Raw genomic sequence first — 24,772 nt, 5'->3', positions numbered from 1 at the left:
TAGCTTTATAAGGCATTGCTAAATTTTGCCATAAAAAAATCCCCTCTCCCGTAGGAGAAGGGTTGATGGTGAAAATTTTAAAAAGTTAACAACGAAACCTTTTATTAATTGTTAATCTTTAAATCCTGATTCATTGCCACCTTTTCCACTACATCAGGAGAATTGACAAACTTATTACCAAAACGAGGATTAGTGACGGCAACCTGCTGATAAGATTCAGTAACATGGGCATTTATCGCTACAGTTTTGACATCATATAACTGAGTTGCTAACTTAGGATATAAACCCACCCCAATGATGAGGATAAGGAAAGAAGCGGCAATAAAAATCTCTCTGGGTTTAGCATCTTCATATTTTGCATTCATGGGCAAAATACAATCATTACCAAAACAAACAGGCTCATCATTATCCTCGTCAGTGTTAATTATATTGGTAGGTACTCCTAAATTACACATCAAAGTTTGATCTGAGCTATAAAATAACTGTCTTAACATGGAGAGTAGGTAAATAGGAGTTAAAATTAAACCCACAGCACTTAAAAGAATGGTTACGGTGCGGAAAGTTGAACCATAAACATCACTGTTACTATAACCTACAAATACAGCTAATTCACTGACAAAACCACTCATCCCGGGTAAAGCTAAAGAAGCCATTGCCCCTGCGGTAAATAATGCAAAAACTTTGGGCATCACTTTACCTATATTACCCATTTCGTCTAAGTACATGGTCTTAGTACGATCATAGGTTACTCCAGCGAGGAAGAATAGGAGGGCGGCAATTAGTCCATGGGATAACATTTGTAGCATTGCCCCACTGATACCTAATTCGGTAAAGGAAGCGATACCAATCAGCACAAATCCCATGTGAGATACGGAGGAATAAGCCAAACGGCGTTTCATGTTGGTTTGCCCAAAAGAGGCAAAGGCACCGTAGATGATATTTACTACTCCTAAAATTACGAGGATGGGGGCAAAATAAATATGGGCTTGGGATAATAAGCCTAAATTTAGACGAATTAAGCCGTAACCACCCATTTTTAATAATACTCCTGCCAATATCATGGAGACGGGGGAGGAGGCTTCTCCGTGGGCATCGGGTAGCCATGTATGGAGGGGAAATATGGCTAATTTAACACCAAAGGCAATGAGTAAACCACCGTAGAGAAGTAACTCGAGACTTAGGGGATAGTCTTTTACTCCTAGTTGTACCATATCAAAGGTAATTTCTCCTCCGCCGTACAACGCCATGGCTAATCCTGCTATGAGGATAAAAATGGAAGCAAAAGCGGTATAAAGTAAAAATTTGGTGGCGGCGTAACGACGCTTTTTACCACCCCAAATGGAGACGAGGAGATATACTGGAACTAATTCTAGTTCCCACATGATAAAGAGTAATAATATATCTTGGGCTACAAATACGCCGATTTGAGCGGAATAAAGTAATAATAATAAAAAATAAAATAGTTTTGGTTTACGATCTACTTGCCAAGCGGAAAAAATAGCTAGGGTGCTTACAAATCCTGCTAATAAGACTAGGGGCATGGATAAACCATCTACGGATACAGCCCAATTTAACCCGATATTGGGTATCCAGCTATAACTTTCGACTAATTGTAAGTTGGGGTTGTTGATGTCGTAGTGTTGCCAAAAAACGTAACACATTAAAACGAAGTCTGCTATGCCTACTCCTAACGCATACCATCGAAGGGCTTTGCTTCTCTTATCGGGAATGAGGGGTATGGGTAAGGCTGCGATTAGGGGCAGGGCTATAATTGCGGTGAGCCAAGGAAATTGATCCGCTATCATATACACTTTTTCTATATTTTCTTGAGTGGATAAACTATATCATAGTTTTGTTACGTTTTGTAAAATCTTGTAAAAAGTTTTTTTTCTTTTCTTTGAAGATGACTAATTATCAAGTTTTTTAGAGTTTTTGTTATCGGTTTTCCGTAAGTCGTAGAGAGATATTCTGAACTAAAATAGTAGTTATAGTAATAATATTTAGGTTCTAAAAACAAAATATATGGCTACAAGTAGTAATTTTCGTGGGGCTATTAAAAACGCCCAAAATAAAGCCTTAGTAGGCCCTAATGTCATCCCCAATGCGTTACCATACTTGGGTGGTGGCTTAGTTTTGACCGCTGTGGGTACTTATGGGGGTTTGGGTGTAATTCGCTCTAATCCCGGTATTTTTATGACCACTTTTTTTGTGGCTTTGGTGGCTGAATTGGTCTTATTTTTCGTGGTGAGAGGCATTGCGGAGAAGGCAAATAATTCTACTGCTTTACCTCTTTTGGCTGTGTATAGTCTTTTGTCTGGTTATACCCTTAGTGGTTTGGTTTACGTTGCGTTGGGTACTGATGGGGTAGGAATAAATGGCGTTGCGATCGCAGCTTTGGGCTGTGGTGTAACGTTCATTGCTGCTCGAAATATTGGCTCTAACCTATCAGAAGAGGATGGTTTAGCCCTCACCAAAACTGTCTCAATGGCAATGATTGGTTTGGTAGTGGTATTGGTAGGACAATTAATTTTTAGCCTCTTTGGAGTATATACTCCTAGTTGGCTAGAGGTAGGAATTTCTGGTTTTGGGGTATTCCTCTTTGCGGGAGTTTCTGTGGTAGATTTTTACATTTTACCCCGTACTTACAAAGATGACCAGTACCTTAGTGCCGCTTTATCGATGTATTTAACCTACATTAACTTATTTATATTTATCCTTAGATTACTCATTGCTATCAACAGCCGTGACTAATCATTTATCAGTCTAAAGAATTTATTTCTCACGAATTATACATCCCTTAAATTCTTGTTTAGAAGAGTTTAGGGGGTTTTTATTACAGTCATTTATACTTATTAATTTTAATCATTATTTCCTCATTTATTCTTCTAATAAACACCTAATTAAGAAGAATATTAACCGAACACACTTAGAGGGATTACCGCTCTATTGATATGTTTTTATTTTTAGAAAAGTGTCGTACTATAGTAATAGCAATATTAAATATTATTTTTAATAATCGTCTTTCTAAAATAAGCGATTTAAAATGTAAACTCAACGCAGGAGACATATTCAGTATATGAACAATAATAATATTAGAGTGGGAAACTTATTTGGAATTCCCTTTTATATCAATCCCTCATGGTTTTTTATCTTAGGTTTGATGACTCTTACCTATGGAGGGCAACTGGCATTTACTACCCAACTTCCTGGAATAGTCCCTTGGTTAGTGGGTTTATCGGCTTCTTTGTTACTTTTCGCCTCCGTATTAGCCCATGAATTAGGGCATAGTTTTGTGGCAATTTCTCAGGGTATTGAAGTCAAATCCATCACCTTATTTATTTTTGGGGGTTTAGCATCCTTAGAAAGAGAATCTAAATCTCCTGGAGAAGCCTTTGCCGTTGCGATCGCAGGCCCCCTTGTAAGTATAATATTATTTGCTATCTTCACCGTCATTCAAACAACCACTCCCCTACCTCTAGCCCTATCTCTGGTAGTATCCTTATTAGCTTACATCAACCTAATCTTGGCATTATTCAACATGATTCCAGGCTTACCCCTCGATGGTGGTAACGTATTAAAAGCCATTGTCTGGAAAATTACAGGAAATCCCCAGAAAGGAGTTATCTTTGCTGGACGTTTTGGACAGTTTTTTGGTTGGACAGCGGTTATCATCGGTGCCTTAGGTACATTAAATGTTCTCCCCTTTGGTAACTTTTGGACAGTTTTAATCGGTTGGTTTTTACTACAAAACGCAGGAAATGCAGCCCAATCAGCCCAATTAGAAGATAAATTAAATCACTTTAGTGCCGCAGAAGCCGTCACCGAAGAAAGCCCTATAGTAAAACAAGATATAACCCTCAGAGAATTTGCTAACAATTACATTATCGGTAAACAACCTTGGCGCAAATTCCTTGTTACCGACGAAGAAAGTATTTTAGTAGGAGTTTTAGAAGTAGAAGACTTAAAAAATATTTCTACCCATCTTTGGGGTGAAACCACTATCAAAGAATTAATGAAATCCTATGAAGATGTAAAAACCGTCAGCGATACAGAAACCCTTCTCGAAGTAGTCAAAATGCTTGAACTACAAAAAGAATCAGAATTAGCTGTCGTCAAAGAAGACGGTACCTTACTAGGGTTAGTGGAGAAAAAAGGAATCACCCAACTGTTACAATCTCAAAGAGAACAACAAGTTTCTCAAAAACAACCACAAGCCATGGAATCTTCTTTCCAAAAGTCTAGCAGTAGTGAGTAATCCCACGGGAAAACAAAATTAATTAGTTTTTCCCATCCTCCTCCATTAGGAGGAGGATGGATTTTTTGCAGCAAAAAAAGCTAAAACTACTCCTCTTCATCCTCTTGTAAAAGCTTTTCGCACAAACTTTTTAGCCTCATTCGGGGAATATAAGGCCATCCGCCCATTTCTTCCATATGACGTACCAAAAGATAGAGACGATGGCGATTAGTAGGTAACGCAGGGGACAAAAAATTGTCATTAACGCCACGATGGGTTGCTTCTAATTCTCTTAAAACGTGTAATATTTTTAAGCAGTCTCCGTCACAGCTTTCTGCTAATTCTGTTATTTGTTTGTTAATTGATTCTATTTTGTCTTGTAGTTCGTGGTATTTTAGTTCTTGATTTTCCATTCCTGTTAATATGATTATCCCACTGTCAATGATAATCAGTTGAGCTTAGATTTATCTAGTTTTTTTTTAAATATTTGAGTAGAGTTAATTTTTAAAAGCCCAGATTTCGGGAAACACCCCACAAGTTCGTTACAAAACGTTATATTCTAAAAGAATAGAAATAATAATATCTTCAATCATAAAAAGTATAGTTAGGTATAAAAATGCGAGTAATTTTGATGACAGGGAAAGGCGGAGTTGGAAAAACCTCCGTCGCAGCCGCCACTGGTTTAAGGTGCGCTGAATTAGGACATAAAACTTTAGTACTAAGTACAGATCCAGCCCATTCCCTAGCAGACAGTTTTGATCTAGAATTAGGTCATGAACCCAAAAAAGTGAAAGAAAATCTTTGGGGTGCCGAATTAGATGCTCTCATGGAGTTAGAGGGTAACTGGGGTGCTGTTAAAAAATATATTACGGAAGTTTTACAAGCAAGAGGGTTGGATGGTGTACAGGCAGAAGAATTGGCTATCTTACCAGGCATGGATGAAATTTTTGGTTTGGTAAGGATGAAACGCCATTATGACGAAGGGGAATTTGATGTTTTAATCATTGATTCTGCACCCACTGGCACCGCCCTCAGACTCCTTAGTCTTCCTGAAGTGGGGGGATGGTACATGAGAAGGTTTTATAAGCCTTTACAGAGTATGTCAGCTACTTTAAGACCTTTATTTGAGCCTTTCTTTAAGCCTATTACGGGTTTTTCTTTACCCACGAATGAGGTGATGGATGCCCCCTATGAGTTTTATCAGCAAATAGAGGCGCTGGAAAAGGTGTTAACGGATAATACCCAAACCTCTGTACGCTTGGTGACGAATCCTGAAAAAATGGTTATTAAGGAGTCTTTGAGAGCCCATGCTTATCTTAGTCTTTATGGTGTTTCTGTGGATTTAGTAATAGCTAATAGAATTATACCTGATCAAGTGGATGATCCTTTTTTCCAAAAATGGAAAGAAAATCAATCGGTTTATAAAGAGGAAATCCATGAAAATTTCCATCCTCTACCGGTTAAGGAGGTGCCTTTATTCTCTGAGGAGATGTGCGGTTTAGAGGCGTTAGAGCGTTTGAAGGATACTTTATATAAAGATGAGGATCCTAGTCAAGTGTATTATGAAGAAAATACTATTAGGGTGATTCAAGAGGATTCTAATTATAGTTTGGAGTTATATTTACCTGGTATTCCCAAAGATCAAATTAAGCTCAATAAAACAGGGGATGAGTTGAATGTGAGAATTGGTAATCACCGTCGTAATTTGGTCTTACCTCAAGCCTTGGCTGCTTTACAACCTTCGGGGGCAAAAATTGAGGATGATTATCTGAAAATTAAGTTTGCTAGTGCTTCTTAAGAGTTAAAGGTATCTGAGAATTGTATTGTTGGTGGGTATTTATTGCCCACCTTATTTTTTTTTAATAGCGAATTCTAGGATCAATGTAAGCATTGATGATGTCAATGGCTATACTGGCTATAACTACAATAATGCCGAAAAATACCATAATTCCTTGTACGGTAGGATAGTCTCTTTGGGATATGGCTTCATATAGTCTGTTGCCTAAACCAGGCCAAGAAAAGGTGACTTCTGTTAACACTGCCCCCCCAAGTAGGGCAGCAAAGGTTAACCCCATGACGGTAATAACGGGGATGAGGGCGTTTTTAAAGGCATGGGCGAAAAGGATACGACTTTCGGGGATACCCCTAGCCCTAGCTGCTTCTACGTAGTCTGATTGCAGGGTTTTTTTGAGGTTTACTCTGACTATCCTTTCAAAAATGCCACTGATTAAGATGCCGAGGGTAAGGGAGGGTAGGGCTACGTAGTGAAGGGCTGTAAAAAATTGACTGAAATTAAGGGTTAGAAGACTGTCTAAGACGTATAAGCCTGTTATTTTTGTGGGGGTTGCCATGCCTACGGGGAAGCGGGTGCCGAGGGGAAACCATTTTAGTTGTACGGAAAAGACAATTTGCATTACCATACCCATCCAAAATAGGGGCAAGGCGTAGGTGATGATGCCAAATAGTCTCCCTGCGACATCAAAAATTGTGTTTGGTTTTGAGGCGGAAATTAGTCCTATTCCCACTCCAAGGGCGATCGCCACTACCATGGCAAACAAGGATAGTTCAACAGTAGCAGGAAAATATTGACCAATAACTTCCTTTACTTCTAAGCCACGGCTGGTAATGGAGGAGCCTAAATCAAAGCGCAATAACTGCCCTAAATAGGTAAGATATTGTACCCACAAAGGCTGATTTAAGCCCATTTGTTCTCTTAGTGCCTGTTTGGCTGATTCTGGCGCTCTACCTCCCAAGATAGCATCGGCAGGGTCCCCTGGGGTAGCTCTTAGCAACAAAAAAACGATTGTTACAATAGTCCACAACATTAATGGAGCGAGTAAAATACGGGCAACTATATAATACTGTAAAGACTTGGAACGGGACATGGGTTAATATTTTATTGTCAAAACCTTTGAGATATATCTTACAGTATGCTTTGCTTAACAGATCTCTTCGAGAATATTAACTATTAAAACTTTTTTTCTGTTGGTAATATTTGATGAGGAAAGAAGCACCAATCCAAATTCCTACTATCAAGAAACCAAATAAGCCAAACTTCGCTATTAATGATACTAATTCGGGTAGGGGTATGACTCTACCCACAAAATAGGATAAGGTAACAATCACTGAAGCCCAAACGGTTGCCCCTGTAAAGTTGAAAAATAAAAATTTACCGTAATTCATCTCGGTAATTCCAGCAATGGGGCCGGCAAAAATTCTTAATAACGTAACAAAACGTCCGAAAAATATCGCTTTTCCAGCATTCTCATTAAATTTATGCTTGGCGATCGCCAATTGTGTCTCTTCAAGACGAAAAATTCTGGCAAACTTCACAAAAAGTGACCATCCCCCAATCCTGCCCAACCAATAACCACAGTTATCACCGATAACGGCACCGAGAATGGCACTAAATAAAACCCACCAATAATTTAACTCACCGCTACCTGCTAAAAATCCTCCAATTACGGTGATAGTTTCTCCAGGTAAAGGAATACCAGTATTTTCTAGGGCAATACCCACAAAAACTGCCCAGTAACCATATTCTTGAGCTAATTCCTGCATTTGCTCTAATGAGAAAAATTCCATAATGATAAGACTTTTTGATTACTTGACAGATACATAACTTAATTAATCTTAACTCAAGGGGAGGGCTTTTAGGGCAAGAAAAACACCCTGATTACTTGATTTACCTTGAATCAGTGCCACGAGATAAGATAGTTATTTTTTCTCAGGAATCGATGTACAGATAAAGTCAATGATTTCACTATAACGATTTAAATCAGTGGATGAAGGTAAGTCAAAATAATTTAATTCACCACCGATTCTCGTTGCCATGGAGTGAATGGTATGAGTAGGGCGATATTTCATCACCTGTTGGGCAAAATTAATAATTGCCTCGGCACACATTTTGGGTTGATGATTTTCTTCAAGGATTTTTTTACCTTCTATGCCCATTAGAGCAAATTTTTCGGGATTATTTAAAAAATCATTTAAATGGTGAGTTAAATCTTCTAATTCATGGTTTGGGCGTACAAAAGCCACGGCGTTGGAGTCTAAACTGCCATACCATTCTGTTTGGGATACTATACTAGGCAAGCTATAACTCCAGAGGTGTAGTTGACTGGCAGAGGCTTCCCCCATGGAAGGATAACGCAGATTGATGGCAAGATTGGCATTATTTAAGGCGTGGTGTAATTCATCGTCACTGACAAAACCATGAAGAGTAATAATATTTTCTAATCCTAATTCTTGAATTTGCCTAAAGATATAGTCTTCATCCCACATTTCACCGTAAATATGAAGGCGAAATTGCTCTCGACGGGGAAGCATAGCAAGGGCTTTAAATACGGAGTTTAAACAACGATTTTGTCCCATAAAGCCAAACATGATTATTTGATAGGGAGTTTGACTTTTTCGACGATGAATTTGCCCTAGGTTATCAGCAAGGTAGGGTAAGGGAGTGTATCCCGTCATCCAGTGATTTTCTTGGCTTAGTTGTTGATATGATTCTCTATTATGGGTCATAAGGGCGATCGCACTTTCAAGGGCAAGGGGAGTCATGGGGTATTTATCTGCCATGGTTGCCATGGAAACAAAACCATCTAAAAATTTTTGGGCATTTTCTAATCCTTCTTCCCCATAAAGCTGAAAAACTTGATTAAGATAATTTTTTTTATCGTCTGATAACATATAGAAAAAATCTTGTAATTTGTAATCATGAAGAATTACTAAACCAGGAGATTTTTTACTAATTTGCCAAATATCGCCATGAAAAAGATGATTATTTCCTAACTGATAAATATTCAAATCTGCCTGATTAATTTCATACCAAGAAATATTATGGGGTTGATAATATCTAATGGACATATAATCATTTAACTCACTATGCCAAGAATCTTGACTTGTCCAGACAGTAACTTTTGCAAACTCTTGTAATAAAGGAACTATTTTACAGGTATATTTACCAATTTCTGTTTTAGCAGGAGGCAGGGGAGAAAACCAGTTTATTTTCATCGTATTAAAATGGGTAATGATTAATAAATAATCGTTAAAATATCTTTACTCTTGAACAAGGTATTTAAAAAAAAATAAAACATAAAGTATCTATATTTACGAATCAAAAATATCTTGAATAAATTAAATATTTGTCAATTTGTTAACAACATTAGTCCAAGTAATATCTAACTCTTGATAATGTTTTCGTGCATTTTTGCCCAGATGAGAAGCTAAACGATGATTTTCCCATAATTGATCCATTGCCCTAGCTAGAGCGAAAGAATCGGGTTTTGTAATGACCCCTGTTTCTTGATCTGTGATAAATTCTAAAGGGCCTCCAGAGTCGGTACAGGTGATAATAGGCTTAGATGATAACATCCCCTCTAAGGTTACATAACCATAGTCTTCATCGAGGGGAGGATAAATAACCCCCATAGATTCGGCATAGTATTTGATTTTCTCAGCTTCGGAAATTTGACCCATAAAAATCGCTCTATGGGTAATTTGTAATTTTTCGGCAATTTGTTTTAATTCATTTTCATATAGTCCGTTATCAGATGAACCTGCAAACACTACTTTGACAGGATTACGGGTTTTGGCGATCGCCTGTAGGACTAAATGTTGTCTTTTTACCAAATTTAAACGACTAGGGAAAAAGAAGTAACCTTGAACCTCCTCACAGGTAAAAGTATCAGCATTTTTAGGAGGATGATAAAGGGGAATAGAATCAAGGCCATTAAACTTTTTCAATCGGTTTGCCACATTTTGGGAATTACTAAAAATTTGACGACATTCCCCCAAAGCCTTAGTATCCCCATTAATAATCGTTTCTCGAAACTGCACCGCATCGGAATTATGTACCAAACCACCAAATTTTTGTTCCCAAAGATCATATACATCCCTATGTTGATGCAATAACCAAGCTACCTGATTAGGATGACTGTTAAAATAAGCAGGAAACTTGAGAGGAATAATCAAATCAATATTTCTGCCCGAAAAAGTAGAAAAATCAAGAAGACGAAATGTAAACATTAAATCTAACATTCGCTGGGGAGGATGAGCTTCAAAAGGAAGGGCAACTATTTCCGCACTATGTCCATGATTTCGTAAGGCTTGAACTAATGACTCGGCATGAATTTCCGCCCCTCCTCGGATAAAAGGTACTTGAACAGTGGTAACTAATATGTTCATCTAATCTGATTATTATTTATCTTGTCGGCTAAACTGAGCATCAATATTACCATTATCTTTGATTAAGGGGAGTGGTTAATTCCCTGACTCGGTAAAAAGTTTCTAAGCTATGGCGATCGCCCACAAAACGCCAGTGCCAAGGTTCATAACTAATGCCCTGTAAGTTATCTCTGGGAAAAGAAAGCTCAAAACTATAACGAGAAGCATTAGCCTCTAACCATCTATAAGCGGCAGTATTTTCAAAACTTTCTTGTAAATTGGTACTAGGGTTATTACCATCGCCAATGTCCACCGCATAGCCCGTATGATGCTCACTATGGCCTGGAGGAGCGCTTACTTCGGCTCTTTTTCTTGCGTCCTGATTTCTTTGCTCTTTTACTTCAAAAAATAAATATTCTTGGTCAGAAATGGATCTAAATCCTGAAATGGGGTTGAGAATAATTCCTTGGTTTCGAGCATCCCTAACCATGGTATTAAATCTCTCAGCGGCTGCTTGTCTCAATTGAATGCCACCATCGGCACTAATTGCTCTTAATTCTGATTGGGGGGCTTCTTCATAGGCTATATGTCCGAGGATATTTTCGGGAATGGTTACTTCTTCTAATTCTTCTATTTCTTCTTGTGGAGGTTGAATTTCTGTTTCTTGAACCACTACAGGCTCTGAACTAGGGTTATTTGTAATACCATTGATAAAGAAAGAAATTATAGTTACTAACAATATACCCCCCATAAACCAGATTATATATTTCTGGACTAAAGGGCGATCGCCCGAAAAAACTTTTTTATTACCCTTAGAATTAGAACTGGTATCTCTTAGGGCGGTAGGGATTTCATCCATAAACCTAATAACTTTTGATTTTCTTACCTATTGTATCGATTATTTGGCAAATCTTGATTACTAAACATAATGCTATACTCAAAAACAAGAAAACCCATCTTTAAATCTTGATACTCATTTGTCTAATCCAAACTCAGATTCCCCCCTAGATATTGACGAGCAAAACTGGGTAGATGAAATAGATGACTCTACCGACAGTGCTGTTACCTATAGCCCCTATCAACCTCCCCAAAAAAGCTACAACGTCAGCCCCAAAACCATCGCCTTGGTAGAAAGTGCCTTTTTAGCTAGTACCGCTAGTTTAATTTGGTTAATTGACTACTATTTTCGCCTAGGTCCATTTTTGCGGATGCTATACCCGTTACCCATAGCCCTCGTTTATATGAGAAGGGGCAGACGGGCATCAATCATGACAACCATCGTCTCAGGTTTATTACTAAGTATTTTAATGGGCCCCCCTCGCAGCATCGTTTACATAATTCCCTACGGTTTAATGGGTATTCAGCTAGGGGGAATGTGGCGAAATGGTTCTAATTGGCACCTCTCTTTACTTACAGGGTCAATTATCGGTAGTTTTGGCTTTTTCTTTCGTTTTTGGCTTTTTTCCATCCTACTAGGGGAAGATTTATGGATTTATGTCATTAATCAGATTACAGGGTTAGCCGATTGGATGTTCTTACAACTAGGCATTCTTTCTCAACCAAGCCCCCTCATCATTCAGTTACTTATTCTACTGGTGGTATTTGTTAACAATCTTATTTATTGTTTTACCGTCCATCTCGTCGCATTATTAATGTTGGATAGACTGAAAAACCCCATTCCTCGCCCTCCCCAGTGGCTCAAGGTTATTTTGGATTATGAATAAGGATTATATCTGGCAAAAATGCAAAGAAATATTGTTATGTAGGTTGAATTTTATGGATCAAACCAACCTACTCTTTTTTCAAATCTTATCTAAAGACTGTAGCCATTATTTCTTAAAAAAGTTTCTAAATTAGTAATAAAATCATTACTAAAATAACCCGTGGCGGTATTATCAATTTCCATACGTCTTTGTATCAAGGATTTTGCACTTTGATATTCCCCCAACAAACTTTTTACCCCTGCATAGGCCGCCATATAGCCAAAATATTCCACATTTTCCTCGCCGCTACGCTGAATTACCGTATTCCATAAACTCTCGGCTTGTTGTCTCAGATGACTAGGATTTTGTTGGGTAACATCTTCTAATCCCGTAGGAGTAAAACTCATAATCCTTGTGGGTGCAGCGGAAGCGGCCCCTGAGCTAAATTGATAGCCAAATCTGCTATCAAAGGCAACGGCTTCGAGGATTCCATCATTATTGATGTCTTCAAAGTTGAAACAAGCGTTAAAGCTATGGGGGTTTTGTCTATCTACCTCGGAAACATTAAGGTTAGTGGAGTTGATTCTAATGGCACCAGAGGGGATATTTTCATCAAAAACTATCATGTTGTTAACGGTACAGTTGTTAAAACCATTGCCGTAGGTGACGTAGTCAATTAGTAAGGACGGGTTTTCTTGATTATAAAAGGGTAAAAGACTAACGGTAATGCTGGTGGAGATGCCAATAAATTCGTCGATGGTAACAGTATGGTTTCTACCTTGGCTGTCTAATACTTCGATACGGGAGTTATTTTTATTATTTCCCACATCAAATTTTAGTTGATAAGTGCCAGAATCATGGGTAATTTCTTCTTCAAATTGACAACCATTCGCACCGCTAGGAAAAACACTAAAGAGTGATTTGTCATGGGTGTTGTCGGTAACGGTGCATTCTTCTATGTCACGATATTCTGGGGACTGTGCTAGGGTGGATTTCCCGAACAGCAGAAGGGCAAGAAGGTTATAAAATAGTATTTGTGAGCATAAAGTTATATATTTGTGCATGGTCAATGGTTTTTTATGGTTGGACAAAATCTCTTTTTTTACTTGTCTTAATAATTTCGGGTAAGATTAGAAAGTAAATAAAATTATTATAGGAATTTTAATAGTTAGGAAAAAATTATGTCTAGTGTAAGTTATTTAATTGTTAATACGGTTGTTAATTTTATTCAATTATATTTGGTGCTAATTTTCGTCCGTATTTTATTAAGTTGGTTTCAAACTGCTGAATGGGCAGGAAAGGTTATTTCTTTTTTAGCACCAATTACAGATCCTTATCTTAATATTTTTCGTTCAGTGATACCCCCCTTGGGAGGTATTGATTTTTCAGCTATTTTGGCGATTTTTGTTTTACAATTAATCCCCGGACTTTTAACTTCTTTGGTACGCACTGGCGGTGGTTTCTAGTTTAGAAGGAAGGATAAACGCTACTGGAAAATCCTGTGGCTTTAAACTGTTTTAGTTTAAGGGGGGTGGGTTGATTTGAGGGAACACTGATTCTAAGTTCAAAGTCGCTCACTCCGGGGGGTACTTCTGGTAATGCCCCCAAACGGGTTCTATTTTGTAAGGCGGGTTCGTTGTTTGCGTCGTATATTCTACCGAATACGTCAGCATCATAGAGCATTTTTCCTGATGTGTTGTTGGTTTTTCCTGTGACTAGGTAACAGGTGGCTGGTAAGGCACTACCCCCACTGGTGACGCTTCCTTCTCCTACTCCTTCGGGACAGTCTTTGTAACCAATGTCGGTGATTTTTATTTGGATTAGGGCTTGGGCTGGTCTAGGGGCGATCGCACTTACTCCTAAGCAAAAGATAGTAACAGTTAAGATAATAAAAAGTTTTTTGAACATAAAATATTTTTAAGTGAAAATTAAGATCCATTTCATGATAACTCTAGTTCGGAAGTAGCGATGGATATTAAGTTTTCAAATCCAATAAACCATCTTCTTTTAATTTAGGGTTAAAACGCACTTCAAATTTTACCCCCCGTTCATCCAATTGATTTTTAATAATTTCCTCATATCTACGGGCTACTTTTTTGAGCAGTTTAATTTTTCCCAATTCATCCAATGAGTTATACTGCTGTTTGTCTTCATCATTCATGGTTGTCTTTGTGTCAATGGGTTGAGTCCACATACTCTCTTCTTCCCCATTACCTGAAGGTAAAGAGCCATTTTCCTCTAGCCACTTTTGCTTAATTTCTTCGAGGATACTACGACTAGGACGCTCAATTACATGATATTTTAACCAATAACATTTATCAGGCTGTCTAATTAAATGTTGTTTGAGACTCAACAATAAATTACGAGAATAGCCAACATATTCTAGTGTTTTATCATAATTAAAAATAGCATATAAGCCTATTTTTCCTGTTAATTCATCACTTATATCTCCATTATCATTCAAATAAGAGATATATGGTAAGTTGCTCAGTACAAGTGTATTTATGTTATTAGTCATTTTAAAAGTTTAATAAAAAATCAGCTTTTAGTTTAATAAAATAAAAACCAAAAACTGATTTATGGTGACAAGAAATATTACTTATTTATTTGAGAAGCAATATCTTTAAAAAGTTTAAGGCTACCGCCAGGGCGACGACGAGCTTGGGGAACATCATTACTGATATATTGCCCTGCAAAGTTGGTGTTTTCTGCGGGGGTACTATTATCAGGGTTAGGGGTACTATAATTTTTAATAGCTTTTACCCATTCAGGCTGATCGCTGTAGCTGTTTACAGGGGCTTTGGGTGCGGGTGCGGAAGGCGCTGTTTTTGTCCCTTGAGCTTGGCTAGTTTCGGGCGTTTTTTCCGAGGACTCCACTACAGGGGTTTCGGGAGCTTGATCTTTTACTTCTACTTCTAAAAAGTATTTAGGTTGGCCTTTTTTTTTGGACAAAATCTTTTTTAATACCATGATTGCGTGGGATATATTTTGTTAAAAATTGATGATTTATTCTCTATGTAAGGAGGTTTTTCCCTATACCTAAAAATATATCAGAATATGTCACCCTCTACAATTTAATAATGATATTAGTTCTATACTTTATTTGGACTTGAGGTATTTTGGAGTATGAGTAATTATACGCATATATTTTAATAAAAGTTACCGTTGATTTGGAATGGGGGGAAGGATCTAATTGACAATAAATCGGAGGTAATTGATAATAAACAGGGAGTATAAAAGGGGCAAATTAGGAGTTATCTTTAATGAGTTTTGGTGATGAGGTCAAAATTGTATTGGTTGAACCTGCCGGAGAGCGTAATATTGGCTCTATTGCACGGGTTATGAAAAATATGGGTTTAACTTATTTGGTATTGGTAAATCCTCAGGGTGATCATTTATCCGAAGATGCTCAGGTGATGGCGGTTCATGCTACAGATATTTTAGAGAAGGCTTTAGTGGTGGAATCTTTGCCCGATGCTCTCAAGGATTGTCAAAGGGCGATCGCCACTACTGCCCGTCCGAGGGGAATCCCTACCAAGTTAGAAACCCCAAGGGAAGTGTTACCATGGTTAATAGAGCAAAATATATCCTCCGCGCTAATTTTTGGGCCTGAAGATAGAGGATTAAGTAACCAAGAATTGAGCCATGCCCAGCGTTTTATCTGTATTCCTAGTAACCCAGCATATCCCTCCCTCAACCTTGCCCAAGCCGTGGGTGTGTGCGCCTATGAACTGTATCAACACTACCATGAACAATCTAACCCTCAAGAGGTGGAAGACACCCCAGCAATGGCTTCCCTGGAGGCGATCGAAGGATATTATCAACACCTAGAATCTGTTTTATTAAAAATCAACTATCTCTATCCCCACACAGCCCCTACCAAAATGGAAAAATTTCGCCGCCTGATCAATCGAACCAAACTACAACCCCAAGAAGTAGCTATGCTTAGGGGAATATTACGCCAAGCCGAATGGGCTATCAAGGAGCGTTCCGAAAATTGAGGAAAAAAAAACCGACAGCGCTGTCGGTAAAATCTTTGTTGTCATATAATCTTGAGGAAACCTTTGTAACGATTATCCAAGTCGTCTTTAGATTTCTTTACATTTAATTGTAACAAAAAGTACATATTTTGCCAATGTAGTTGTCATCGTTCCCTCAAAATTGTTCAGCATAAACAAAAAAATACTCATTAAAAAAGGGCTCAAGCCCTTATAAAGTGAAACTATTACCCACACAAAATAGATTTTATCAGCCCAAAAACATTTAAAAGGTTAACCCATATTATTTTCTGGGTCTAAAGTTACGGGGGTAGGGGGAGTAGAAACTAGATTTTCTTTCGTTTTAATATTTCTAGACCTATTAACGGTCAAAGACTTATCATCAGGGCTGACTATTCCTCCAGAAATTAGAACCTTAAAAGCATCTTCGATGGAGATAGGAATTGTTTTAACCTCATCCTCTGGGGCGATGACATACCAGCCAGAAGTGGGATTAGGAGTAGTAGGCACAAATACACTAAGCATAGTTTTCGGAAAATTGCCCTGAATAACTGTACTTACTTTTCCTGTGACAAATCCCATGGTCCATAATCCTTTTCGGGGATATTCAATCAATACGACTCGGCGAAATTTCGTTTGGGAATCTTGAAATAAAGTTTCCAGAATTTGCTTCAAAGTTTTATAAACTGAACCGGCTAAAGGAATAGCTTGAAGAATTCTCTCCCCGACGTCAAGTAACCATCGTCCCGCAATATTACGAGCCATCAAGCCGATAATCATGATAAACACTAGGGGGACGGTTAAACCGACGGCAAAATTGAGGAAGTTGGTTAAAAGGGGATTGAACCCGTCAAAAGGGTTAATTTGCTTCGGTATTCTGGTAAGAAATTTAATCGCCCAGTTAGCCATTAGATAGCTCAACCAGATGGTGGTGGCTAAGGGAATGACCACTAATAGACCAGCGATTAAATCATTTTTTAAGTCTTGTTTTATGCGTTCTAACACAAACTACCTACTTATTTTTTGAGGGTTATTTATAAATGATGGTATGAATCCATTATTGATCTTCCATTATCCACTTTTGCTTATTTAGTGTCAACTAGAGGGCTTTCTAGGACTTCCATACATAGAGTTTTTAATCCCTAGCCAACCGAGAACAATATAACCCACTGATAACATAAAACTGTTTATTCCTGTGCGTAGGGTTTGTCTGAGGGCTTGGGTTTGTGCTCTTTGTTTTTCTTGTCTTTGTAAGTCTCTTAGTTCGGTTTGTAAACGGGTTCTGGTTTCTTCTAGTCTAGTTTCTAAGTCGCTAGGACTTTGGGATAGTGTTAGTAATTCTTGGAGTTGATCTCTTTGGGAGGTGATGGCTTGTAATTCTTCTGGGTTTAGTTGTCTTCCTTGAATGTTGCCGCCGCTATTGATAACTTGGTTTCTTTGTTCAATTTCTGATTGGATTTGTTCAGGGTTACGGGCGATCGCATCTAACTGCTCAATAAAACCCTGAATTTCTTCTTCTTGGGCAGAAGCTCTTTGATCAATTTCTTGAATAAACTGGGCGCTAACATTACTAATATTGCTCAAATGAATAGGTACTAAAAGCAAGAAAAGTAAGCCCAAAAGACTAGAAATAATAAATACAGGTAATCTAACCGCCTTTGAAGGGGGAGCAGAATTAGGGGTATTATCAGTTATCCACCATCCGAGCACCAATAAACTAACCGCCAAGAGGGGTACAACCCCCCGATCAACAATGGTATTCGTAAAATCGATCTGCCAGTTCCTATTTGACAATTGAAGGGGGATAGCAAGAAATAAATAGTCAATCAAAGCAGAGACTAAGATAATAACCCCCACTAACTTTAGTGCCAGAGAGGTAAAAGTTGTAGTAATTTTCATAAAATTTTACGTAAGTATTTTTTAAATTAGCTAATATTATCATGGCAGAGCATGAACTGCCATGGCAGAAAAATTAAAGATATTCCCACGAGAATATAGTTTTTGTGATTACATCAGTAACCTAACAGAAACTAATTTTAAAGTAAGGGATTTCGTCCAATTTGGAGTATTTCCTTAAAATATTGATGTGAAAGCCGTAAACTTCTCCATGGTAAAAAAAATCATCAAAAAAAAGAATAATCTTTGATATATTTGCTAGTATTAGTAAGTTCAATTTTAATCGAGAATAGATGTATGTTAGCTCCTGATAGACCTTCTCCACGAAAACCATTGAGTTCTATTAAACAGAGGAATTATGTGAGTTCTCAATCGGTGACTTATTCTAGGGAAAATACAGTAAGCACGAAAAAGATTGAAAGTCGGAAAAGGTCAGAGATTAAACCCGTTGTCATTACGCCGAAAAAAGTTGAAGTTCCTTTTTGGTTAAAGTGTTTTAACTTTGTGACCCATACATCCAGCGGGTTCTCGATTATCACCGTCATCGGTTGTTTTGTGGTTTATGGTTTAACAGTATCAGCCCCTAGTGAATGGACAAAAAAATATGGCAATTTACAAGAGTTGCAAAAAAGAGAAAGACAACTTATTTTTAATAATGAAGTTTTGAAAAATCAGTTAGCCGAAGAAGCGAATGAAGCAAATTCGGGGTTAGTCACTCCAGATTTAAGCCAATCTCCTGTTTTTTTACCTCAAACTGATGTTGAACCTTTGCCAAAAGAAGAGCCTGTGATTTCTTCTCCTAAAAAGATTGAACCTATTTTTCCCATCGCCTATTAATTTTTTTGTATGGTGTAATGAAGTTTTTGAAGCCTAATTTTTTAAATGCCCTTGATTCTCCTCCTTTCAGAAAAAAAAACTCTCGCCGAGTTAAGTCTCACAAGGTCAAGAGAGGAAATTTTACTCTGAGAAAGTCATGGGGAAGCGTCGTCCGAATTATTTTGGTTTGGCTTGTGTTAATCATGGGTATGGTGGGCATTGGCTATCGGCTTTATCATTTGCAAATAGTTAAGGGTCAAGAATATTTTGATAGGGCAGAAGGTCAACAAAAGACCAATTTAAGACGTTATATTCCCAGACGTTCTATTATCGACTCTGATGGTCGTGTAATCGCCTCGGATCAACTGGTTTATGATGTGTATGCCCATCGATTATTGTTGGAAAAAGATATTAATAGTGTTGCCCGAGATTTAGCGGAGATTATTCCTGAGTTAGATGTGAATGGTTTAGTGCAAAGAATTAATGCCCAAGAAACAGGGGTAATAGTTGCTCGTAATTTAACGGAAAATCAGGCTGATCGAGTCAGGGGTTTGGGTATAATCGGAGTTGATTTGGACCAACGTTATAGTCGTTTTTATCCTCAGGATGATTTATGGGCTGATGTGGTCGGTTATGTGGATATGGATCATAATGGTCAGGCGGGGATAGAGCATAGCCAAGGAGATTTATTGCAAAGGGATTTATCTTCTCCTGAGGTTCGGGGGATGCTTCAGGTTAGGAGGAATGCCTTAGGCTCGATTATCCCAGCTAGTTTACCAGATAAGGCTACTCAGTTGGACGATCTAAGTGTTAAGTTGACGGTGGATTCTCGTTTGCAAAGGGCTGTGCGCGATCGCCTTCGGGTACAAATGGATCAATTTAAGGCAAAAAAAGGAGCGGTGATTGTTTTGGATGCTCAAACGGGGGGAATATTATCCCTTGCCTGTGAGCCTACTTATAATCCGAATAATTATTCTGCTTATGATTTTGCCCTGTTTAAAAATTGGTCTGTTACGGATACCTATGAACCTGGTTCAACGTTTAAACCAGTGAACGTGGCGATCGCCCTTGATGAGGGAGTTATTAACCCTGATTCCTATGTATCGGATCCCGCCCAAGTAATGGTGGATGGGTGGCCCATTGCCAATGCTTCACGGACGGGGCTAGGCAGAGTAACTATTACCAAAGCCTTGGATGTTTCGAGTAATACTGCCATGATTGACATTATGCGTCGCATTCCTCGCGCTCGTTATTTTGAGAGGTTGGAGGAGTTGGGTATCAATGAGCGCATGGGCTTAGATTTGCCTTTTGAGGGGGTCGGTTTTCTCAAATCAGAGGAAGTTTTTACCGCCCGAGATATTGAAATGGCAGTATCTTCTTTTGGTCAGGGTTTATCCCTCACCCCCATGAAACTGGCACAAATACAAGGGGCGATCGCCAATGGTGGTAAATTGATCACTCCCCATGTAGTAGAAGGTTTAGTGGATTCTAACGGTCAAATTCAAGTTTACCCAGAAATAGAAGAAACTCAGGTATTTAAAGAAAGTTCTGCCGATGCCGTGGTGAAAATGATGGAATCAGTGGTAAAAAATGGCACGGGTGCCGCTGCTCAAATAGAAGGTTACAATATTGGCGGAAAAACAGGAACCGCTCAAAAACATGATGGTCGAGGACGATATTCTGCCACTGCCCGTATCACTAGCTTTGTCAGTATTTTGCCCACCGATAACCCCCGTTATGTGGTCCTTGCCGTCATAGACGAACCCCAAGGGGACAGCCTTTTTGGCTCCACCGTGGCCGCTCCCATCGTCAAAGATGTGATGAAATCTTTGATCCGCATTAAGGGAATACCTCCTAGTAACTAGGGTGTTTTTGCTCTTTTAAAGGTTCATCCACTGGGCGATAACAGGAGGCACAGGTAAAAGAATAAAAACCAGTAGCAGTAAAGACATTAACCCCAAAAAGTCCCTAGTATTATCCAACTCCGTCACATCATTGAGCGCAGGTTGATCAGCGATGGGCATAAAAATTAAAATAATTGCCCACAACAAAAATTCAGGACGAATAAAAGCAAGGAGAATGACCAATAAACGGGCAAATTGCCCGATCGCCACGGCTTTTCCTTGCCCAAACATGGCATGGACGATATGCCCCCCGTCTAGTTGCCCCACAGGCATCAGATTCAGGGCAGTCACGATCAAACCAATATAACCAGCCACCGCCGCTGGATGTAACGCTACGGCATCTCCTGTTCCCAATTCAGAGCCAAAAATTATTTTACTAATTATGGCAAAAATCATCGAAAAACGGGGATCTAGGGCGCTAAAGTCGAGCATACTTGCATTTTGTGCCATGGGTACTACCCTAGAAAAAATCAAACCCCAAACTAATACGGGAATAGTCACTAGAAATCCGCCCACAGGGCCTGCTAAGGCGACATCAAATACAGCTTTACGGTTTGGCATGGGAGATTTAATGGAGATAAATGCCCCAAAAGTACCGAGGAAAAAGGGCAGGGGGATAAAGTACGGTAGGGTAGTTTTGATGCGATGAAAAACGGCAAAAAGATAATGGCTTAATTCATGTACTCCCAAAATACCTAGTAAACACAGACTGTAGGGTAATCCTTGGAATACTAAACTAAAGTTGTTTTCTAATTCTTCCACGGTAACGCCACTTATTTCCGCACCGATGATGGTGGTAGTAATTAAAGTTAACAGTAAAAGGGCGATCGCAGTTAGGGGTTTCGTTAATTTTTCAGGGGCTTGTTTACTCTTGTTTTCCTCAGAATACGGATTCGGCACGAGGGCAAAAAAAGGTTTTCCCTGCATGGTTTCTTGAAATACCACCAAAAATCGATCCTGAAATACCCTTTCTAAATTCTTCTTTACCGTAGGATAAGCCTTTTCTGGTTCAGTGCGCAACTTGCCCACACAGACGATAGCTTGGGGTAGATAGTCAATTTTTTGTAGATAATAAACCCCCCAAGGGAAACAATCTTTGAGGGCTTTTTCCTCCTCCGCATTAATAGGGCGTTTAACATTCTTTTTACTCAGAAAAGGTAAATTATCAGGATTAAAGTCTGGGGAATCTTGTTTAGTCATAAAATTGAGAGGTTGTGATGGCTGAGAATCCTTCTTTTCTTTTTCTTCTTTGTGCTTCGGCTTTCCTTTTTGAATTAACCAAATGTAGATAATGGGGGAAATAATCAGAGGTACATAAATTAATAAAGCAGGGGGGTTACTTTCTCCTGGGTTTAATAATTGCCATATCAACCAGATAAAACTAGGAATCATCAGGGCAAACCACAACAACAAAGGAGGAGTATTTGTTATCTTAGTTACGGTGCGATTGATGACAAAGTAAACAAAAATACTTAATAATAGAAAAAGAACGATTGATTCCATTTTTTACCTACAGTAACGAGTCTATCCTGATTGTTTAGGATACCTCTATATAACTACAATATGGGATTGACAATCACCACATCCAGAGGACTATTTAACCTATAAAGATGACCCCTATTCATAATTCTACAGAAAAAAACCAGCAAACGGCGAAAATCTCAACTCCCAAAGCACCCAAATTGATTTTAGAAAATATCTGGGCTTTTCCACCGAATCGAGATATTTTGGGGGGTACATCTTATTTGATAACTAGCACCACTGGAAATATTCTCATCGATTCTCCCCCTTGGCATCCCGAAACCATTGATTTTTGTAATCAACAAGGAGGAGTAAAATATTTATTTATCACCAATCGAGATGGTATTAGTAAGCATATTGGTAAAATAAAACAGGAGTTTGATTGTCAGCTAATTTCCCAAGAGCAAGAAGTTTATTTATTACCCCACTTAGATGCTCTTTCTTTTGGGGATGAATATGAGTTAAGCCCTGATTGTAAATTAATTTGGACATCGGGTTATTCTCCCGGTTCATCTTGTTTATACTATCAAGGTAATGAAGGGGTATTATTTACAGGAAGACATTTATTACCCACAAAAGATGGTAAAGTCGCTCCCCTGAAGTTGAAAAAAACCTTCCATTGGCGCCGACAACAACTCAACGCAAAAACCATTATGGAAAAAATGCAACCTTTAACCTACATCTGCCCGGGGGCTAGTACGGGTTATTTGAGAGGACGAGGTTATGTTACAGTCTAGGGGAGAAACTTAGATTAAGAAAATCACCCCTAATTAATTCTTGATGCTCCAAAAGAAGCGGTGAGATGGGCATCGCAGGTGGATCTTTCGTTAGTAAATTCTTACTGTGCGATCGCCTTTTCTGACTTAACTATCATCAACGCAGCGACAAGGGCGACAAAAAATGATGTAAATTTGAGCAGATTGGCTTTATGTTCTTCTCGGAAGTTTTCTGAGCATATTAAATAATAATCTAATTCTTGTGAAGGAAACTAAAATTGTTTATTTTCTCTTAACTATTACTTCTCCAATTAAGGTAAGATCAAGGGATAGTGCTTTTCAATAATTGATATTTAATAGAATAGATGCAACTTTTTGAGCAGAAAAAAGAGAATAATAAAGAGGAAGAGTCAAGCTCAATAAAAGACGAGGAAGGCTCTATGCAAATCGTCAATAAATATGGCTTTATTAGTGTTTTAAAAAACAGCGATTTTTTAACCTTATGGCTAGGTCAAGTTTTTTCCCAATTAGCAGATAAAATATACCTAGTTTTAATGATTGCAATTATTAGTAATGATTTTCATCGAGACGGTGAAGCTATTAGTAGTTGGGTATCTGGCATTATGATTGCCTTTACTATTCCTGCAATTTTATTTGGTTCATTAGCAGGGGTATATGTAGATCGTTGGTCAAAAAAACTGGTTTTAGTTATATCTAATTTAGGTCGAGGATTATTAGTTTTTATAATTCCTTTTTTTGTTTATCAACAAACTTTAGGAGTCGGTTGGTTTAATTTACCGTGGGAATTTTGGTTGTTATTATCCATCACCTTTCTTGTTTCTACTTTAACTCAGTTTTTTGCCCCCGCTGAACAATCTTCTATACCTTTAATCGTGAGAAAGGGTAATTTATTGGCTGCCAATTCTCTTTATACCACTACCATGATGGTAATGTTAATCATTGGTTTTGCCATCGGTAATCCTTTGTTAGAGTTGGTAACTACCTGGGGTAATAATTTTTCCTTTAACTACGGAAGGGAGTTGTTAGTAGGGGGAGGATACACCATGGCGGGTTTAATCCTTATAGTAGTCAATACCAAAGAAAGGGAACAAGATAAACAAACCCAAGAAAATCACATTTTTGAAGACATAAAAGATGGTTTAATTTATCTACAAAAAAATCATCGGGTGCGCAACGCTTTATTTCAATTGATAATTCTTTTTTCTATTTTTGCTGCCCTAGCAGTATTAGCCGTAAGTGTAGCGGAGGAAATTCCTGGCCTTGAAGCCGAGGAGTTTGGTTATTTACTAGCCGCTGCAGGGGTTGGCATTGCCGTAGGGGCAGCTTTTGTTACTCAGCGGGGAAAATCTATCAGTCATGGAAGACTTAGTTTTTATGGCTCTATGGGAATGGCGATCGCCCTTATGGGGTTATCATTTTCTACAGGTAGTCTGGCCTGGGCTTTACTAATGATAGCTATTGTGGGAGGATTTGCTGCCCTAGTGGGAGTGCCAATGCAAACCACTATCCAAGCCGAAACCCCCCCAGATATGCGTGGAAAAGTGTTTGGCTTACAAAATAATGCCGTCAATATAGCCCTTTCCTTACCCCTTGCCCTCGCAGGAATTGCCGAGACATTATTAGGTTTGCAAGGAGTTTTGATAATCTTAGCATTATCTTCCGTGGGAGGAGGGGTGTTAACATCTTTTCTCACCCTCAAAAAATAACTAAGCCAAAATCCCTAAACGGGGAACTAAAAATTAAACAAATCAATCATAATTAACAACTGGGACATTACCTTTTTTAGCATTAGCATAGT

Annotated in this window: 25 protein-coding genes; 11 read left to right on the top strand and 14 right to left on the bottom strand. The window is 38.4% G+C overall.

Features of this window, described 5'->3' with window-relative positions; translation table 11 throughout:
- Window positions 1–104: 104 nt before the first annotated feature.
- Entirely contained in the window at window positions 105–1,805 is a 1,701-nt protein-coding gene (locus tag A5482_RS09200; protein WP_069792009.1) for an NAD(P)H-quinone oxidoreductase subunit 4, read from the bottom strand.
- Between the two features lie 217 nt (window positions 1,806–2,022).
- On the opposite strand from A5482_RS09200, the gene A5482_RS09195 reads away from it, so the two are divergent.
- Window positions 2,023–2,751 (top strand): Bax inhibitor-1/YccA family protein, encoded by a 729-nt coding sequence (locus tag A5482_RS09195; RefSeq protein WP_069792008.1) that lies wholly within the window; start codon window positions 2,023–2,025, stop codon window positions 2,749–2,751.
- Between the two features lie 325 nt (window positions 2,752–3,076).
- Entirely contained in the window at window positions 3,077–4,255 is a 1,179-nt protein-coding gene (locus A5482_RS09190; protein WP_069792007.1) for a site-2 protease family protein, read from the top strand.
- Between the two features lie 86 nt (window positions 4,256–4,341).
- Here A5482_RS09190 and A5482_RS09185 read toward each other — a convergent pair whose 3' ends face one another.
- Window positions 4,342–4,647: a hypothetical protein gene (locus tag A5482_RS09185; RefSeq protein ID WP_069792006.1), complete on the bottom strand. Its 306-nt coding sequence runs from the start codon at window positions 4,645–4,647 to the stop codon at window positions 4,342–4,344.
- A gap of 203 nt (window positions 4,648–4,850) precedes the next feature.
- On the opposite strand from A5482_RS09185, the gene A5482_RS09180 reads away from it, so the two are divergent.
- Window positions 4,851–6,032, top strand: a complete 1,182-nt coding sequence (locus A5482_RS09180) for a TRC40/GET3/ArsA family transport-energizing ATPase (RefSeq protein WP_069792005.1) — start codon at window positions 4,851–4,853, stop codon at window positions 6,030–6,032.
- A 61-nt stretch (window positions 6,033–6,093) separates the two neighbouring features.
- Here the strand turns inward: A5482_RS09180 and A5482_RS09175 are convergent, their stop codons facing one another.
- The 5 genes from A5482_RS09175 to A5482_RS09155 form a co-directional block, all read right to left on the bottom strand.
- A complete protein-coding gene (locus tag A5482_RS09175; RefSeq protein ID WP_069792004.1) occupies window positions 6,094–7,119 on the bottom strand; it encodes an ABC transporter permease in 1,026 nt (341 codons plus the stop codon).
- A 76-nt stretch (window positions 7,120–7,195) separates the two neighbouring features.
- On the bottom strand, window positions 7,196–7,825 hold the full coding sequence (locus tag A5482_RS09170) for a DedA family protein (RefSeq protein WP_069792003.1): 630 nt from the start codon (window positions 7,823–7,825) through the stop codon (window positions 7,196–7,198).
- A gap of 126 nt (window positions 7,826–7,951) precedes the next feature.
- A complete protein-coding gene (locus A5482_RS09165) occupies window positions 7,952–9,247 on the bottom strand; it encodes a glycosyltransferase (protein ID WP_069792002.1) in 1,296 nt (431 codons plus the stop codon).
- A 123-nt stretch (window positions 9,248–9,370) separates the two neighbouring features.
- A complete protein-coding gene (locus A5482_RS09160) occupies window positions 9,371–10,420 on the bottom strand; it encodes a glycosyltransferase family 4 protein (protein WP_069792001.1) in 1,050 nt (349 codons plus the stop codon).
- 52 nt (window positions 10,421–10,472) lie between these two features.
- Window positions 10,473–11,258 (bottom strand): M15 family metallopeptidase, encoded by a 786-nt coding sequence (locus A5482_RS09155; RefSeq protein WP_069792000.1) that lies wholly within the window; start codon window positions 11,256–11,258, stop codon window positions 10,473–10,475.
- A 118-nt stretch (window positions 11,259–11,376) separates the two neighbouring features.
- On the opposite strand from A5482_RS09155, the gene A5482_RS09150 reads away from it, so the two are divergent.
- Window positions 11,377–12,123: a DUF2232 domain-containing protein gene (locus A5482_RS09150; protein ID WP_242412030.1), complete on the top strand. Its 747-nt coding sequence runs from the start codon at window positions 11,377–11,379 to the stop codon at window positions 12,121–12,123.
- A gap of 89 nt (window positions 12,124–12,212) precedes the next feature.
- On the opposite strand, the gene A5482_RS09145 is transcribed toward A5482_RS09150, so the two are convergent.
- A complete protein-coding gene (locus tag A5482_RS09145; RefSeq protein WP_069791999.1) occupies window positions 12,213–13,166 on the bottom strand; it encodes a hypothetical protein in 954 nt (317 codons plus the stop codon).
- 117 nt (window positions 13,167–13,283) lie between these two features.
- On the opposite strand from A5482_RS09145, the gene A5482_RS09140 reads away from it, so the two are divergent.
- Window positions 13,284–13,568 carry a YggT family protein gene (locus A5482_RS09140; protein ID WP_083260506.1) on the top strand — a complete coding sequence of 95 codons (285 nt, stop codon included), beginning with the start codon at window positions 13,284–13,286 and terminating at the stop codon, window positions 13,566–13,568.
- A gap of 1 nt (window position 13,569) precedes the next feature.
- Here A5482_RS09140 and A5482_RS09135 read toward each other — a convergent pair whose 3' ends face one another.
- The 3 genes from A5482_RS09135 to A5482_RS09125 all read right to left on the bottom strand — a co-directional run bounded on the left by A5482_RS09135 (window position 13,570) and on the right by A5482_RS09125 (window position 15,072).
- Window positions 13,570–14,010, bottom strand: a complete 441-nt coding sequence (locus tag A5482_RS09135) for a hypothetical protein (RefSeq protein ID WP_069791997.1) — start codon at window positions 14,008–14,010, stop codon at window positions 13,570–13,572.
- Between the two features lie 67 nt (window positions 14,011–14,077).
- A complete protein-coding gene (locus A5482_RS09130) occupies window positions 14,078–14,620 on the bottom strand; it encodes a GIY-YIG nuclease family protein (protein WP_069791996.1) in 543 nt (180 codons plus the stop codon).
- Between the two features lie 77 nt (window positions 14,621–14,697).
- On the bottom strand, window positions 14,698–15,072 hold the full coding sequence (locus tag A5482_RS09125) for a hypothetical protein (protein ID WP_069791995.1): 375 nt from the start codon (window positions 15,070–15,072) through the stop codon (window positions 14,698–14,700).
- A gap of 293 nt (window positions 15,073–15,365) precedes the next feature.
- On the opposite strand from A5482_RS09125, the gene A5482_RS09120 reads away from it, so the two are divergent.
- Window positions 15,366–16,103, top strand: a complete 738-nt coding sequence (locus A5482_RS09120; RefSeq protein ID WP_069791994.1) for an RNA methyltransferase — start codon at window positions 15,366–15,368, stop codon at window positions 16,101–16,103.
- Between the two features lie 270 nt (window positions 16,104–16,373).
- Here the strand turns inward: A5482_RS09120 and A5482_RS09115 are convergent, their stop codons facing one another.
- Both A5482_RS09115 and A5482_RS09110 read right to left on the bottom strand, forming a co-directional pair.
- A complete protein-coding gene (locus A5482_RS09115; RefSeq protein WP_069791993.1) occupies window positions 16,374–17,105 on the bottom strand; it encodes a DUF502 domain-containing protein in 732 nt (243 codons plus the stop codon).
- Window positions 17,106–17,195: 90 nt separating this feature from the next.
- Window positions 17,196–17,999, bottom strand: a complete 804-nt coding sequence (locus A5482_RS09110) for an HpsJ family protein (protein WP_069791992.1) — start codon at window positions 17,997–17,999, stop codon at window positions 17,196–17,198.
- Between the two features lie 357 nt (window positions 18,000–18,356).
- Here A5482_RS09110 and A5482_RS09105 point away from each other — a divergent pair, with 357 nt between their 5' ends.
- Together A5482_RS09105 and A5482_RS09100 are read left to right on the top strand one after the other, a co-directional pair.
- Window positions 18,357–18,833 carry a hypothetical protein gene (locus tag A5482_RS09105; protein WP_141712727.1) on the top strand — a complete coding sequence of 159 codons (477 nt, stop codon included), beginning with the start codon at window positions 18,357–18,359 and terminating at the stop codon, window positions 18,831–18,833.
- Between the two features lie 17 nt (window positions 18,834–18,850).
- Window positions 18,851–20,677: a peptidoglycan D,D-transpeptidase FtsI family protein gene (locus tag A5482_RS09100; protein WP_069791990.1), complete on the top strand. Its 1,827-nt coding sequence runs from the start codon at window positions 18,851–18,853 to the stop codon at window positions 20,675–20,677.
- 15 nt (window positions 20,678–20,692) lie between these two features.
- Here the strand turns inward: A5482_RS09100 and A5482_RS09095 are convergent, their stop codons facing one another.
- The gene (locus tag A5482_RS09095; RefSeq protein ID WP_069791989.1) at window positions 20,693–22,219 is read right to left on the bottom strand and encodes a site-2 protease family protein; all 1,527 of its coding nucleotides are present in this window, start codon (window positions 22,217–22,219) and stop codon (window positions 20,693–20,695) included.
- 107 nt (window positions 22,220–22,326) lie between these two features.
- Here A5482_RS09095 and A5482_RS09090 point away from each other — a divergent pair, with 107 nt between their 5' ends.
- The 3 genes from A5482_RS09090 (at window position 22,327) to A5482_RS09080 (ending at window position 24,680) form a co-directional block, all read left to right on the top strand.
- Complete coding sequence (locus A5482_RS09090) at window positions 22,327–22,974, top strand: MBL fold metallo-hydrolase (protein ID WP_069791988.1); 648 nt, start codon at window positions 22,327–22,329, stop codon at window positions 22,972–22,974.
- A gap of 78 nt (window positions 22,975–23,052) precedes the next feature.
- The gene (locus tag A5482_RS09085; protein WP_446684756.1) at window positions 23,053–23,202 is read left to right on the top strand and encodes a hypothetical protein; all 150 of its coding nucleotides are present in this window, start codon (window positions 23,053–23,055) and stop codon (window positions 23,200–23,202) included.
- Between the two features lie 116 nt (window positions 23,203–23,318).
- Complete coding sequence (locus A5482_RS09080) at window positions 23,319–24,680, top strand: MFS transporter (protein WP_069791987.1); 1,362 nt, start codon at window positions 23,319–23,321, stop codon at window positions 24,678–24,680.
- The last annotated feature ends 92 nt before the right edge of the window (window positions 24,681–24,772 follow it).

The organism is Cyanobacterium sp. IPPAS B-1200, assembly GCF_001747005.2.
In the GTDB taxonomy this organism is placed as follows: Bacteria; Cyanobacteriota; Cyanobacteriia; order Cyanobacteriales; family Cyanobacteriaceae; genus Cyanobacterium.
Note: the sequence above shows the minus strand (reverse complement) of the source record. Positions and strands in the feature narration are given on the sequence as shown.